Raw genomic sequence first — 14,746 nt, forward strand, 5'->3', positions numbered from 1 at the left:
GGATCGTCGCCGCGCGCGAGCAGCTTCTGCGCCTTCTCGACTTCCGCACGGCGCAGCGCGTCGGCCTGCGTATGCATGTGACGAATCACCGGCACGACGCTGCGCGTGTCGAGCCATTGCATGAAATGACATCTCATCGGCGATCGTGAGGATCTCCGGGCCGTTGCCGGCCGCGAGCGCATCGAGCAGGCGCACCATGTAGGTCTGGTCGAGCGCGCCGAGCATGCCCGACACCGCCGATTCGGTCACTTCGTTCGCCGAATAGGCGATCGCCTGGTCGGTCAGCGACAGCGCATCGCGCATGCTGCCCTGGGCGGCGCGCGCGAGCAGGCGCAGCGCCTGCTGCTCGAACGAAATCTGCTCTTCGCCGAGGATCCGTTCGAGATGCGACACGATGTGCCCGGCCGGCATCTGCTTCAGGTTGAACTGCAGGCAGCGCGACAGCACGGTGACGGGAATCTTCTGCGGATCAGTCGTCGCGAGGATGAACTTGACGTGCGGCGGCGGCTCCTCGAGCGTCTTCAGCATCGCGTTGAACGCGTGGTTCGTCAGCATGTGCACTTCGTCAATCATGTAGACCTTGAAGCGCGCATCGACGGGCGCGTACACCGCGCGCTCGAGCAGCGCAGCCATCTCGTCGACGCCGCGGTTGCTCGCCGCGTCCATCTCGACGTAGTCGACGAAGCGGCCCTCGTCGATTTCGCGGCACGCGCGGCACACGCCGCACGGCTGCGACGTGACGCCGGTTTCACAGTTGAGCGCCTTCGCGAAGATCCGCGACAGCGTCGTCTTGCCGACGCCGCGGGTTCCGGTAAACAGATAGGCGTGATGGAGACGCCCGCCGTCGAGCGCGTGCGTGAGCGCCCTGACGACGTGCTCCTGGCCGACGAGCGAAGCGAAATCCTTCGGACGCCACTTGCGTGCGAGAACTTGATAGGTCATCGGGAAATTGTATCAGTAACGCTGCGTCGCGCCGACACGCGAAACGGTGCGGAAAACGGGCAAAGCGCAGGAAAAACGGAGAATGACGCAGAAATAAAAAACGCCCAACGAACGGGGCGAGAGGAAAGGTGACGAGCCCAACCCTCGGCACTGGCAGAAAACGATTGTGGCTGCTTCGTTCCCGACCTGACCAGGTTCACCGCCCCACCATGCGAGGAGGCCCGTCACGGCATATTCTATCACCGCTTCCGGTCGAATGCGACCGTTTGTTCGCAACAATGCGAGCGATCGAGCAAACCGGCGCGCGCATGGGCGCGTGAAACCGGGGCGAGCACGCAGTGAATGACCGCGGCTCTTGTATTTTGCATGCGGGCCTCCACCTTCGGAACACAACGGTCGAACGGCGCGTCGTACCCCTACTCGCGTAGCGGCTACTATCGCCGCCCGCAGCAGATAGCAATTTAGGCTAATATGACGCCCGAACGACCCGCGAGCCGCGCCATGCAGCGCCTACGCCCTTCCTTCCGGAGAGCGGAGTGACCTGCCGCAGCGGCCGGCAGCCGTCAGGCCGCCGGAGCGCCGCAACGCGCCAAGCAGGCAGTCCCCGAACCGTAAGAGGTATTGACCCAATGAGCGAACAGATCAAACACATCAGCGACGCATCGTTCGAACAGGACGTCGTCAAATCCGACAAGCCCGTGCTCGTCGACTTCTGGGCCGAATGGTGCGGCCCGTGCAAGATGATCGCCCCGATCCTCGACGAAGTCGCGAAGGACTACGGCGACAAGCTGCAGATCGCGAAGATCAACGTCGACGACAACCAGGCGACGCCTGCGAAGTTCGGCGTACGCGGCATCCCGACGCTGATCCTGTTCAAGAACGGCGCGGCCGCCGCGCAGAAGGTCGGCGCGCTGTCGAAGTCGCAGCTCACCGCATTCCTGGACAGCCACCTGTAATACGGGCCGTTCCTCGGACGTGTTGTCAACCGACAACACGTCCGCCGCCAAGCCGCCGATCGGCCGCTCAGGCAAGAATCAGCGTATGCTAGAATCAAAAAACGTCTACAAGACGCATTAAGTCTCAGAGCGCCTCCGCTCGCCCTCCTCCCTTATTTCTTTTCGTCGCTTCTCCTCCCTGGCGGGTTCTCCGTATGCATTTATCCGAGCTCAAGTCTCTGCACGTGTCCGAACTGATCGAAATGGCCAATGGCCTGGAGATCGAAAACGCGAACCGCCTGCGCAAGCAGGAGCTGATGTTCGCCATTCTCAAAAAACGCGCCAAGACGGGAGAGACGATCTTCGGCGACGGCACGCTCGAAGTACTCCCGGACGGCTTCGGCTTCCTGCGCTCGCCGGAAATGTCGTACCTCGCGAGTACCGACGACATCTATATCAGCCCGTCGCAGATTCGCCGCTTCAACCTGCACACCGGCGACACGATCGAAGGTGAAGTCCGCACGCCGAAGGACGGCGAGCGCTACTTCGCGCTGGTGAAGGTCGACAAAGTCAACGGGCAGCCGCCCGAGGCCTCGAAACACAAGATCATGTTCGAGAACCTCACGCCGCTGCACCCGAACAAGCCGCTGGCGCTCGAACGCGAGATGCGCGGCGAAGAGAACGTCACGGGCCGCATCATCGACATGATCGCGCCGATCGGCAAGGGCCAGCGCGGCCTGCTGGTCGCGTCGCCGAAGTCGGGCAAGACCGTGATGCTCCAGCACATCGCACACGCGATCAAGCAGAACCACCCGGACGTCGTCCTGTTCGTGCTGCTGATCGACGAGCGCCCCGAAGAAGTGACCGAAATGCAGCGCTCGGTCGCCGGCGAAGTCATCGCGTCGACGTTCGACGAACCGGCCACGCGTCACGTGCAGGTCGCCGAAATGGTGATCGAGAAGGCCAAGCGCCTCGTCGAAATGAAGCACGACGTCGTGATTCTGCTCGACTCGATCACGCGTCTCGCACGCGCTTACAACACCGTGATCCCGGCGTCGGGCAAGGTGCTGACGGGCGGTGTCGACGCGAACGCACTGCAGCGCCCGAAGCGCTTCTTCGGCGCGGCGCGCAACATCGAGGAAGGCGGCTCGCTGACGATCATCGGCACCGCGCTGATCGAAACCGGCAGCCGCATGGACGACGTGATCTACGAAGAGTTCAAGGGCACCGGCAACATGGAAGTGCACCTCGAGCGCCGCCTCGCGGAAAAGCGCGTCTATCCGTCGATCAACCTGAACAAGTCGGGCACGCGTCGCGAAGAAATGCTGATCAAGCCCGAGATCCTTCAAAAGATCTGGGTGCTGCGCAAGTTCATCCACGACATGGACGAAGTCGAGGCCATGGAATTCCTGCTCGACAAGATCCGTCAGACGAAGAGCAACTCCGAGTTCTTCGACCTGATGCGCCGCGGCGGCTGATCCCCCTCGCCCCGCAACGAATGGCCGCCCGCGCGTTTCGCCCGGCGGCCGTTTTTTCGGCCCAACCTGTACGTGAACGTACAGGTTGATCTATAATCGCGCCATCGCCCCGACCGAAGCCCGCCACCCCTATGCCGAACGACGCCTCTCCCTCGCTGCTGACCGTGAGCGACGCCGCGTCGCGGCTCGGCGTCACGCCGCGCACACTGAAGTATTACGAGGAACGCGGACTCGTCACGCCGTCGCGCAGCGGCGGCCGCTATCGCCTTTACGATGAAGCCGATCTCGAACGCTTCGCCCGCATCCTGCGGCTGCGCGCACTCGGCTTTTCGCTGCACGGCATCACCGAAATGCTCAAGCGCCCGCTGGAAGAAACGGGCGACGGCCGGCGCCGCTATTCGGACGCGTCGCTGCGCGACATCCGTACGGGCCTCGCCGAGCAGATCGACACGCTCGACCAGCGGATCGCGGCCGTCCAGCGCGAACTGAAGGAAGCCGTCGCACTGCGCAAGGAACTGCAGCACGACATCGACTACATCGAGCGGCGGCTTGCGGGCGAAAATCCCGACGCGCTGATCGCGCAGCGGCAGGCCCAAGCCGGCACGCGCCGCGCGCGCAAGGACCGGGAATGAACGTCGCGCCCGGTCGATCGCCGCTGTGGAGCCGCGCGAACCTGCGCGCGGACCTCTTCCCGTGGGCGCTCGCACTCGTCACCGGCATCGACTACTTCGACAACGCAGTCTTCTCGTTCTTCGCCAGCTACATCGCAGGCGGCATCAACGCGTCGCCCGACGAACTCGTGTGGTCATCCAGCGCCTATGCGGTCACGGCCGTGCTCGGCATCCTGCAGCAGCAATGGTGGGTCGACCGGCTCGGACATCGCCGCTACGTCGCCGGCTGCATGCTGATGTTCTCGTTCGGCGCGATCGCGGCGGCATTCGCCGACACGTCGCTCGAGCTGGCGTTCGCGCGCGGCTTCCAGGGCTACTTCATCGGCCCGATGATGGGTGCGTGCCGGATCCTGATCCAGATCAGCTTCAAGCCGCAGGAGCGGCCGCCCGCCACGCGCGCGTTCCTGATCATGATCCTGCTCGGCAGCGCGCTCGCGCCGATCGTCGGCGGGCTGCTCGTCGCGCATTCGACGTGGCGCGCGCTGTTTGCGTGCACGGCGCCCGCGGGTATCGCGTTCGCGATCCTTGCCTTCCTCACGCTGCCCGATTCGGGCAGGACGCCCGACGACGGGCGCGGCTCCGGACATTTCTGGCCGTACATCGTGTTCGCGCTCGCGCAAGGCGCGCTGCAGATCGTGCTGCAGCAGGTGCACTACCAGCTCTACAGCGGCTCGCCGATGCTGATCATGCTGACGCTCGTCGGCGTGGGCGCGCTCGCGTGGTTCGCCTATCACCAGTGGAACCATCCGACGCCCCTCGTGCGGCTGCATGCGTTTCGCGAGCGCACGTTCCAGGTCGGATTGCTGCTGTACATGTTCTATTACTACGAGTCGACCGGCTTCAGCTACCTGACCTCCCGCCTGCTCGAAGGCGGGCTCGGCTATCCGGTCGAGAACGCCGGGCGCCTGGTCGGCACGATGTCGCTGATCTCGGCGACCGCGCTGTTCGCCTATCTGCGCTATGCGAAGCACGTCACGCACAAGAAATGGTTCGTGGTGCCGGGTTTCGCGATCGCGATCGCCGCCGCGCTGTGGATGACGCGGATGACGCCGCAGGTCGGCGAGGCCGCACTGATCGGCCCGCTGCTGTTGCGCGGGCTGCTGCTGCTGTTCATCGTGCTGCCGGTTGCGAACCTGACGTTCCGCATCTTCGCGATCGACGAATACACGCACGGCTACCGGCTGAAGAACATCGTAAGGCAACTGACGATCTCGTTCGCTACGTCGTCGGTGATCATCGTCGAGCAGCACCGGCTGGCCGTGCATCAGACGCGGCTCGTCGAGCGCGCGAACGTGTTCGATCCGCTGTTCCAGCAGACCGTCGACGCCCTCACGCGCAGCTATGCGGCAGCCGGCCATGCACTGAACGACGCGCACGCCCTCGCGATCGCGTCGATCGCGCGGATGGTCGCGCAACAGGCGTCGTTCCTCGCGTCGCTCGACGGCTTCTATTTCCTCGCGGGCGTCGCGCTCGTCGGCGGCCTCTTCGCGGCATGGCAAAAAGAGATCGATTGAGTTAAAAGACAGGCTTTGGATATTCCTGCGCTGCCTCCATGCTCTCGAAACTGACCCGCTGGTTCGACGACCGCCGCCGCGACCGCGCGCTGCGCAGCCATCCGATTGCCGATGCGTTGTGGCAGGACACCGTTGCGCGCCTGCCGTTCCTCGCCGCGCTGACGCCCGGCGACCTGGGCCGGCTGCGCGAGCTCACGAGCCTGTTCATCGCGAAGAAATCGTTTTCGACCGCGCACGGGCTCGAGCTGACCGACGAAATGATCGTCGCGATCGCCGCGCAGGCATGCCTGCCCGTGCTGAATCTGGATTTGTCGCTGTACGACGGCTGGGTCGGCGTCGTCGTGTATCCGGGCGAATTCGTGATCCGCAAGACCGTGCAGGACGAGGACGGCGTCGTCCATGAAGTCGAGCAGGACGCGAGCGGCGAAGCGTGGGAAGGCGGCCCGGTGATCCTGTCGTGGGAGGACGCGCAGATGACGGACGGCCGCGACGCGTATAACGTCGTGATCCACGAGTTCGCGCACAAGATCGACATGGTCAACGGCGAGGCCGACGGCTATCCGCCCCTTTTTCGCCGCTGGCACGCGCCGCACCTCGACACGCAGGCCTGGGCCGACGTGTTCGAGCATGCGTACGACCAGTTCTGCGCACGCGTCGATGCGGTGCCGGACCGCGCATGGGCGCGCTTCGAGCGGGAATCGCTGATCGATCCGTATGCGGCCGACCACCCGTCGGAATTCTTCGCGGTGTGCAGCGAGGCGCTGTTCGTGCGGCCGCGCGCATTCGAGTCCGAATTTCCAGAGCTGTACCGGCTGCTCGCGCGCTACTACCGGCAGGATCCGGCCCGGACGGGCGCCCTCGGCACGTGATGAAAATTAATCGTCAACCATCTGATTTTCTGGCATAATCGCCGTTTTTCGACCTTAGGCAAGTGGCTCGCGCCGGGCTTGGCGTCGTCTGGCAGGCGCACTGTGCGCTCCGACACGGCAAGCGGCGGGTTGGCTACCGCTCTCACCAAGGAAAGACCATGAAAGAAGGCATTCACCCGAACTACCGCGAAGTCGTCTTCCAAGACATGTCGAACGGCTTCAAGTTCATCACGCGCTCGACGATCCAGACGCGTGAAAACATCGAACTCGACGGCAAGACCTACCCGCTCGCCAAGATCGAAGTGTCGTCGGAATCGCACTCGTTCTACACCGGCCAGCAAAAGATCATGGACACGGCAGGCCGTGTCGAGAAGTTCAAGAACAAGTTCGGCGCACGCGCCAGCGGCAAACTCGCGAAGTAAGCTTCGCGCCGCATCCGGTGGTTGCAACGCACCGGTATCGCACAAAAGGGCAGCCCAGGCTGCCCTTTTTTGTCTCTGCTCGCCCGGCAACCGCCGGCCGGCGCCCCGAGGAACCCCCTGACGCGCAACATCCGGCACGTCTACAATGCCGGATGCTAGAAACCGGCTCGACCGCGCGCGCCCGCGCCGGCCGCCCATAACAAAACGCTCATCTGCATGAAGCCTGTCGTCCGTCTCACCGCCTCCGCCACGCGTGCGCTGCCGCGCTGGCTGCTGCTTACGCTCTGCCTCGTCTACGCGGCGTTCGGCCTGTTCGGCCGAGACCCGTGGAAGAACGAAGACGCGGCGGGCTTCGGCGTGATGTGGACGATGGCCACCGGCGGCTGGCACGACTGGCTGCTGCCGAACCTCGTCGGCAAGTTCATCACGACCGACGGGCCGCTCGGCTACTGGCTCGGCGCGCTGTCGATCCGCGCGCTGGCGCCGTGGGTCGACGCGAGCAACGCGTCGCGCGTCGACACGGGCGTGCTGTTCTGTGTCGCGTGCGCGTTCGTCTGGTACGCCGCCTACCTGCTCGGCCGGCGTGCCGAGGTCCAGCCGTTCAAGTATGCATTCGGCGGCGAGCCGGAGCCGCGCGACTACGGCCGCACGCTCGCCGACGGCGCGCTGCTGATCCTCGTCGCGTGCTTCGGGCTCGCGGAGCGCGGCCACGAAACGACGCCGCAGCTCGCCCAGTTCGCGTGGATCGCGATGCTCGTGTACGGCATCGTGCGTGGCATCGACAAACCGATGCAGGGCGCGCTGTGGTGGGGGGTCGCGATGGGCCTCGTCGCCCTGTCCGGCAACCCGGTACTCGTCGTCGCGCTGCTCGCCGGCACGGCCGCGCTGTGGCTCGTCACGCCGGAGATGCGCAACCTGCGCCTGCCGCTGATCGGCGTGCCGCTCGCGGCCGCGATCTCCGCGCTGTGGCCGCTCGCCGCCTTCAACGCGGCGCCCGACGACGCCGCGTGGTTCTTCAACCAATGGATCCACGGCAGCCTGATGCGCTTCTCGGGCCCGCCGACCGCGGTGCTTGGCTATGCGGCGAAGAACCTGCCGCTCTTCACGTGGCCCGCGTGGCCGCTCGCGATCTGGGCCTGGTGGAGCTGGGCCGGCATGCGCCGCCGCGCGCATATCGCGATTCCGCTGTCGGTCGTCGTGCCGCTCGTCGCGCTCGTGATCCTGCAGAGCCAGCAGTCGAACCGCATGTACATGCTCCTGCTGCCGCCGCTCGCGGTGCTCGCCACCTTCGCGCTGCCCACGCTCAAACGCGGCGCGATCAACGCGATCGACTGGTTCGCGGTGCTGAGCTTCACGATCCTCGGCACCTTCGTGTGGCTCGTGTGGCTCGCATCGCTCACCGGCTTCCCGCATCCGCTCGCGCGCAACCTCGCGCGCCTCGTGCCGGGCTACGAGCCGCACTTCAAGATCCTGTCGTTCATCTGCGCGGTGATCGTCACCGTGTGCTGGTGCCTGCTTGCGCGCTGGCGCATCTCGCGCCAGCCGAAGGTGCTGTGGCGCAGCGTCGTGCTGTCGGGCGCGGGCACCACGCTGATGTGGGTGCTGCTGATGACGCTGTGGCTGCCGATCGTCAACTACGGCCGGACCTACAGCGACGTCGCGCAGCAGATCGCGTCGCATTTGCCGAAAGACTATGCGTGCATCTCACCCGTGCGGCTCGGTGATGCGCAGATCGCGACGTTCGCGTACTTCGGCGACATGCACTTCGAATTCTCGGGCGAGTGCGACGTGATCCTGCGTCAGGACCGCGCGGACTTCGGCGAGCCGAGCGCGATGTCGCAATACGTGTGGCGTCTCGTGTGGGAAGGCCGCCGCGTTGCCGACCGCGACGAGCGCTTCCGCCTGTACGAGCGCATCGAGCGGCCGACGACGCCCGTCAAGCGCCGTGGCCCGCGCCGCAGGACGGTCGATTGACGATGTTCGCCGACATCCGCCGGATCGTCGGTCTCGCGTGGCCGGTGCTCGTCGGCCAGCTCGCGATCATCGCGTTCGGCGTGATCGACACGGCGATGGTCGGCCGCTACTCGGCCATCGACCTGGCCGCGCTCGGGCTCGGTTCGTCGATCTACGTGTCGATCTACATCGGGATGACGGGCATCCTGTCCGCGCTGCAGCCGATCACCGGGCAGCTGTACGGCGCCCGGCGCTACGCCGAGATCGGCGAGGAAGTCCGCCAGGCGCTGTGGCTCGCGCTGATGCTCGCGGTGCCCGGCTTCCTGCTGCTGCATTTTCCCGAACCGCTGCTGCACATCGCCCACGCGCCGCCCGCGCTGCACGAGCGCACCGTCGATTACCTCCGCATCCTGTCGTACGGCCTGCCGGCGAGCCTCGTGTTCCGGATCTACAACGCGCTGACCAACGCGGCCGGCAAGCCGCGCCTCGCGATGATCCTGCAGATCGGCGCGCTGCTGCTCAAGTTTCCGCTCAACGTGTGGTTCATCTTCGGCGGGTTCGGCGTGCCGGCCCTCGGCGGCCCCGGTTGCGGGCTCGCGAGCACGCTGATCAACTGGGCGCTCGCGCTGATCGGCTTCACGCTGCTCGCGAAGCTCGACGTGTTCTCGCCGCTCGCGATCTTCTCGCGCTTTTGCTGGCCCGTATGGGTGCGCCAGAAGGCGATCCTCAAGCTCGGCGTGCCGATGGGCCTGTCGTATCTGATCGAGGTCACGTCGTTCACGTGCATGGCGCTCTTCATCGCACAGTTCGGCACGACGACGCTCGCCGGCCACCAGATCGCCGGCAACATCAGCGCGGTGCTGTACATGACGCCGCTGTCGATCGGCGTCGCGGCATCGACGCTCGTCGCGCGCGCGCTCGGTGCCGGCCGTCCGGACGAGGCGCGCCTGCTCGGCCGGCACAGCGTGATGCTCGCGTGCGGGATCGCGGCCGCATACGGCGTGCTCGTGTTCACGCTGCGTCCGCTGATCGTCAGCGGCTACACGCCGAACCCGGCCGTGGTGGCCGCCGCGCTGCCGCTGGTCGCGATCGTCACCTGCTATCACTTCTTCGATGCGCTGCAGATCACGTCGGCGTTCGTGCTGCGCGCCTACAAGGTCGCGGTCGTGCCGACCGTGATCTACGCGGTCGCGCTGTGGGGCGTCGGGCTCGGCGGCGGCTATGTGCTCGGCTTCGACATCGGCGGCATCGCACCGGCATGGCTGACCGGTGCGCGCGGCTTCTGGTTCGCGAACACGATCAGCCTGATGCTCGCCGGTGCGGGACTCGCCCTCTACCTGCGCCGCGTCAGCCGCGCGCAGCTGTCCAGCGGCGCCTGACCCGCTGCCCGCGGCCTACGCGTCCGCCAGCACGTCAGCCGCGTGATACGACGACCGCACGAGCGGGCCGGCAACGACTTCCCTGAAACCGAGCGCCAGCCCCTCGTCGCGCCACGCGACGAACGCGTCGGGGCTCACGTAGCGCCGCACCGGCAGATGGTGCGCGGACGGTGCGAGATACTGGCCGAGCGTCAATACGTCGACCTCGTGCGCACGCAGATCGCGCAGTGTGTCGCGCACCTCGTCGTCGCGCTCGCCGAGCCCGAGCATCAATCCCGATTTCGTCACGAGCGTCGGCCGCGCGGCCTTCGCCTGCGCGAGCAGTTCGAGCGAGCCGCGATAGTCAGCGCCGGGCCGCGCCGCCCGATACAGCGACGGCACCGTCTCGATGTTGTGATTGAACACGTCCGGCCACGCCGACGACAACGCCTCGAGCGCACGGGGAACGCGGCCCCGGAAATCGGGCGTCAGCACCTCGACGCCGATGCCCGGCACGCTCGCGCGCACCGCCGCGATGCAGGCGGCAAAATGCGCGGCGCCGCCGTCGCGCAGGTCGTCGCGATCGACCGACGTGATCACGACGTAGCGCAGCCCGAGCGCCGCGACCGAGGCCGCGAGCCGCGCGGGCTCGCCGGGATCGAGCGGTTCGGGACGGCCGTGCGCGACATCGCAGAACGGGCAGCGCCGCGTGCACAGGCCGCCCATGATCATGAAGGTCGCGGTGCGCTGCGCGAAGCATTCGCCGATGTTCGGGCACATTGCCTCCTCGCACACGGAATGCAGCCGGTGATCGCGCAGCACGGCCGCCATGTCGGCGACCGCCCCGCTCATCATCGGCCGCGCCCGCAGCCACGGCGGCTTCGGCAGCGCCGCGCCGGCCGCGGGCTCGACGCGCACCGGAATGCGCGCGAGCTTGTCGCGGCTCCTCGCGCCCGGCTGGCCGAGCGCGGTGAGGCTGGGTCGTTCGAGCGCGGCGGCCATCGTCAGTCTCCGAGAAACGCGACGATCAGGCGGTTCACGTCGGCAGCCGCCTCCATCTGCACCATGTGACCGCTGCCCGCAATCACCTCGGCCCGCACGCCGTCCGGCAAGCCCTGCGCATGCTGCGCGGGAATCACCTGGTCGCGCTCGCCCCAGATCACGAGCGTGCGCGGCGCGAGCGACGCGACGCGGTCGCGGAACACGCGCCGCTGTGCCGGGCCGTCGAACGCAGCATTCGCGATCTTCTCCAGCGCGGCCCGCACGCCTTCGAGGCGCTTGTACTTGACGAGGTCCTCGACCAGTTGCCGCGTGACGAGCGCGTGGTCCGCGAACAGCGCACCGAGGTGCGGCTTCAGCGTATTGCGGCTGTTGCCGGCGACGAAGCCGTCGATGTAGCCGCGGTTGATGTCGGCGCCGAGCCCGGCGCTCGCGATCAGCGTCAAGGACGCCACGCGTTGCGGCGCACGCTCGGCCGCCGCCATCGCAACCGCGCCGCCCATCGAATGGCCGATCAGGTGCGCGCGGTCGATATGCTGCGCGTCGAGCAGCGCGAGCACCGCGTCGGCCAGTTCATCGAGGCTGCCGGTGTCGACCGCCTTGGCCGACTCGCCGTGCCCAGGCAAATCGAGCGCCCACACGGGCCGATGCGCGGCGAGTTCCGCATGGTTGAACAGCCAGTTGTTCAGGTCGCCGCCGAAGCCGTGGATCAGCACGGCAGGCGTGCCCGAGCCATCGCCCAGCTTCAGGAACCGGATCGTGCGTCCGCCGATCTGCGCCTTCTCGGGCTGCGGGCCCCCGGCTTCGTCAGCGGCCGCGCTCGGCGTGAAATCGCGCTGGAATTCGGCGATCGCCGCATCGATGTCGGCATCGCTCGCGTCGGCCGCCGCCACCACGCCGAGCAGCGCACCGACCGGCAGCGTCTCGCCCTCCTGCGCGACCTGCCGGCGCAGCGTGCCGTCGAACGCGCACTCGACACCCGACGAGATCTTGTCGGTCTCGACGTCGAGCACTTCGTCGCCCTTCGTCACGCGCTCGCCGATTGCCTTCAGCCAGCCGTTGACCTGCCCCTGCTCCATCGACAGCCCCCACTTGGGCATCGTGATCATGTGAATCGACATCGTGTCAGCTCCTCGTCTTCAGTACCGCCTGCGCGATCGCGTCGGCGGACGGGATATACAGGTCTTCCAGCACGCCGGCGAACGGCGCGGGCGTGTGCGGCGCGGTCACGAGCTCGATCGGCGCCTTGAGCGTCCGGAACGCGCGCTGTGCGACGAGCGCGGCGATGTCGGTCGCGATCGAGCAGCGCGGGTTCGCCTCGTCGACGACCACCACGCGACCGGTGCGCGCCGCACTTTCGAGGATCGTTTCCTCGTCAAGCGGCGACGTCGTGCGCAGGTCGATCACGTCGACCTGGATGCCATCCTTCGCGAGCTTCGCGGCCGCGTCGGTCGCGAGATGCACCATCCGGCCGTACGTGACGATCGTCGCGTCGTCGCCTTCGCGCACGACGTTAGCCTCGCCGAACGGAATCGCATAGGATTCCTCAGGCACGTCGCCTTCACGCGTGTAGAGCAGCTTGTGTTCGAGGAAGATCACGGGATCGTCGTCGCGGATCGCCTGGATCAGCAGCCCCTTTGCGTCATAAGGCGTCGCCGGGCACACGACCTTCAACCCCGGGATGTGCGTAAACAGCGACGTGAGCATCTGCGAATGCTGCGCGGCCGCGCGCAAACCGGCACCGTACATCGCGCGGATCACGACCGGCGTCACGGCCTTGCCGCCGAACATGTAGCGGAACTTCGCGGCCTGGTTGAAGATCTGGTCGAAGCACACGCCCATGAAATCGATGAACATCAGCTCCGCGACGGGCCGCATCCCGCATGCGGCCGCACCGACCGCCGCGCCGATGTAGCCGCCCTCCGACAGCGGCGTGTCGAGCACGCGGCCCGGAAACTTGTGGAACAGCCCCTTCGTCACGCCGAGCACGCCGCCCCACGCGTCGTCCTCGCCCGGCGCACCCGCGCCGCCTGCATTGTCCTCGCCCATCACGATCACGCTGTCGTCGCGCGCCATTTCCTGCGCGAGCGCCTCGTTGATCGCCTGCGAATAAGTGATCTTCCTTGCCATGTCTGTCTCCTGGGATATTCGGTTCGCCGTGCCGGCCGCCAACTGAGGGCTGCCGTGTCACATCGCATTCACGGGTACGACACGTACACGTCGGCCAGCAGGTCGGCCGCGTCCGGCAGCGGCGCGGCCTTCGCCTGCGCGACCGCGTCGTCGATCAGCGTCTTCACCTGGGCATCGACGGCACGCAGCTGGTCGGTCGTCAGCGCCTCGGCGCGCACGACGCGCGTTTCGAAATGCTTCAGGCAGTCCTTCTCGTCGCGCAGCTTCTGCACTTCGCCCGGCGCGCGATAGGTCTGCGCATCGCCTTCGAAGTGGCCGAAGTAGCGCGTGAACTTCACCTCGACGAGCGTCGGGCCGCCGCCGCTGCGCGCGCGTGCGACCGCTTCGCCGAGCGCCTCGTGCACCGCGAAGAAGTCGAAGCCGTCGACGATCACGCCGGGCATCCCGAAACCGTTCGCGCGATCGGCAATGTTGTCGGTCGCGACCGACCAGCTCGACGCCGTCGCTTCCGCATAGCCGTTGTTCTCGGCCACGAAGATCGCCGGCAGCCGCCACACCGACGCGAGGTTCATCGATTCGAAGATCACGCCCTGGTTCGACGCGCCGTCGCCGAAGAAGCACACGCCGACCCCGCCGGTCTTCTTGTGCTTGGCCGCGAGCGCCGCGCCGCACACGAGCGGACCGCCCGCGCCGACGATCCCGTTCGCGCCGAGCATCCCCATCGACAGGTCGGCGATGTGCATCGAGCCGCCCTTGCCGTGGCAAACGCCCGTCTTCTTGCCGTAGATCTCGGCCATCATTCCGTGCACGTCGACGCCTTTCGCGATGCAGTGGCCGTGCCCGCGGTGCGTGGTCGCGACGTAGTCCTCGAGACCGAGGTGCAGCATCGTGCCGACCGCGGATGCCTCCTCGCCCGCATACAGGTGGACGAAGCCTGGGATTTCGCCGGTCGCGAACTCGACGTGCAGACGTTCCTCGAATTCGCGGATCGTGCGCATCAGCCGGTAGGCGTCCAGCAGCTTGTCCCTGCTGAGCTGTGTCGAAACGGTCATGTGTGTCTCCTGGTAGGTCTGACTGCGAATGCCGCCGCGGCACGGCCCCGGCGACGGATTGCACGGCCTGCGGCCGTCGGTGAAACGTGAAGCTGCCGTCAGCCGCGCCACGCGCCGGCGTCGCGCAACACCTGACGCGACGACGCGTAACGCAGCGTGCGTCCCACATCGACGGTCAGCGGCCCGCGCCAGTCGAGCGCGATCTCGTAGCGATCGCCTCGCGCGACCTCGATCTCGCGCTCGCCGTCGAACGCGAGCGTGCCGCGCTCGAACGGAATCGTCTGCCACGCCCCGGGCTCGAGCCGCTCGCAGCTGCGCATCACGACGCGATCGACGCGGCCGGGTGCGATCGGCGCGACGAGCGGCGTGCCGGCCGCGTTGCCGTCGGCGGCGAAGCGCATCGCGAGCCCGTGCGGCGCGCTG

The 14,746-nt window shown here is 66.9% G+C and carries 13 protein-coding genes, 1 other RNA gene and 1 pseudogene; 8 read left to right on the forward strand and 7 right to left on the reverse strand.

The window, feature by feature from the left end:
- Positions 1–942, reverse strand: a 942-nt coding sequence (gene dnaX / locus F3J14_RS28105; RefSeq protein ID WP_348772021.1) for a DNA polymerase III subunit gamma/tau, incomplete at its 3' end; no start/stop codon positions are given.
- A gap of 127 nt (positions 943–1,069) precedes the next feature.
- Positions 1,070–1,168, reverse strand: an RNA gene (gene ffs, locus F3J14_RS28110) — signal recognition particle sRNA small type.
- Positions 1,169–1,571: 403 nt separating this feature from the next.
- On the opposite strand from ffs, the gene trxA reads away from it, so the two are divergent.
- From trxA to F3J14_RS28150, 8 genes are all read left to right on the forward strand, one after another.
- On the forward strand, positions 1,572–1,898 hold the full coding sequence (gene trxA, locus F3J14_RS28115) for a thioredoxin TrxA (RefSeq protein WP_006402348.1): 327 nt from the start codon (positions 1,572–1,574) through the stop codon (positions 1,896–1,898).
- A 194-nt stretch (positions 1,899–2,092) separates the two neighbouring features.
- Positions 2,093–3,355, forward strand: coding sequence for a transcription termination factor Rho (gene rho, locus F3J14_RS28120; protein ID WP_006753675.1), 1,263 nt, complete (start codon positions 2,093–2,095; stop codon positions 3,353–3,355).
- 131 nt (positions 3,356–3,486) lie between these two features.
- Positions 3,487–3,987 carry a MerR family transcriptional regulator gene (locus F3J14_RS28125; protein WP_166725738.1) on the forward strand — a complete coding sequence of 167 codons (501 nt, stop codon included), beginning with the start codon at positions 3,487–3,489 and terminating at the stop codon, positions 3,985–3,987.
- Positions 3,984–5,540, forward strand: coding sequence for an MFS transporter (locus tag F3J14_RS28130; protein ID WP_166725739.1), 1,557 nt, complete (start codon positions 3,984–3,986; stop codon positions 5,538–5,540). Before F3J14_RS28125 ends, F3J14_RS28130 begins: the two co-directional genes overlap by 4 nt.
- Positions 5,541–5,578: 38 nt before the next feature.
- On the forward strand, positions 5,579–6,409 hold the full coding sequence (locus F3J14_RS28135) for a M90 family metallopeptidase (RefSeq protein ID WP_166725740.1): 831 nt from the start codon (positions 5,579–5,581) through the stop codon (positions 6,407–6,409).
- A gap of 158 nt (positions 6,410–6,567) precedes the next feature.
- The gene (locus F3J14_RS28140; protein ID WP_006761151.1) at positions 6,568–6,831 is read left to right on the forward strand and encodes a type B 50S ribosomal protein L31; all 264 of its coding nucleotides are present in this window, start codon (positions 6,568–6,570) and stop codon (positions 6,829–6,831) included.
- A 216-nt stretch (positions 6,832–7,047) separates the two neighbouring features.
- Positions 7,048–8,805, forward strand: coding sequence for a glycosyltransferase family 39 protein (locus F3J14_RS28145; protein WP_166725741.1), 1,758 nt, complete (start codon positions 7,048–7,050; stop codon positions 8,803–8,805).
- 2 nt (positions 8,806–8,807) lie between these two features.
- Positions 8,808–10,163, forward strand: coding sequence for an MATE family efflux transporter (locus F3J14_RS28150; protein ID WP_166725746.1), 1,356 nt, complete (start codon positions 8,808–8,810; stop codon positions 10,161–10,163).
- A gap of 15 nt (positions 10,164–10,178) precedes the next feature.
- Here the strand turns inward: F3J14_RS28150 and lipA are convergent, their stop codons facing one another.
- The 5 genes and pseudogenes from lipA to F3J14_RS28175 all read right to left on the reverse strand — a co-directional run.
- Positions 10,179–11,144: a lipoyl synthase gene (lipA, locus tag F3J14_RS28155; protein WP_166725742.1), complete on the reverse strand. Its 966-nt coding sequence runs from the start codon at positions 11,142–11,144 to the stop codon at positions 10,179–10,181.
- 2 nt (positions 11,145–11,146) lie between these two features.
- A complete protein-coding gene (locus tag F3J14_RS28160; RefSeq protein ID WP_166725743.1) occupies positions 11,147–12,262 on the reverse strand; it encodes an acetoin dehydrogenase dihydrolipoyllysine-residue acetyltransferase subunit in 1,116 nt (371 codons plus the stop codon).
- Positions 12,263–12,266: 4 nt separating this feature from the next.
- Positions 12,267–13,271 carry an alpha-ketoacid dehydrogenase subunit beta gene (locus F3J14_RS28165; protein ID WP_166725744.1) on the reverse strand — a complete coding sequence of 335 codons (1,005 nt, stop codon included), beginning with the start codon at positions 13,269–13,271 and terminating at the stop codon, positions 12,267–12,269.
- A gap of 68 nt (positions 13,272–13,339) precedes the next feature.
- Positions 13,340–14,323 carry a thiamine pyrophosphate-dependent dehydrogenase E1 component subunit alpha gene (locus F3J14_RS28170; protein ID WP_166725745.1) on the reverse strand — a complete coding sequence of 328 codons (984 nt, stop codon included), beginning with the start codon at positions 14,321–14,323 and terminating at the stop codon, positions 13,340–13,342.
- Between the two features lie 98 nt (positions 14,324–14,421).
- Positions 14,422–14,746, reverse strand: a pseudogene (locus tag F3J14_RS28175) (ATP-NAD kinase); the annotation flags it as partial.

Origin of the sequence: Burkholderia sp. Tr-862 (genome assembly GCF_011753085.1) — a bacterium.
Classification (GTDB): domain Bacteria; phylum Pseudomonadota; class Gammaproteobacteria; order Burkholderiales; family Burkholderiaceae; genus Burkholderia; species Burkholderia ambifaria.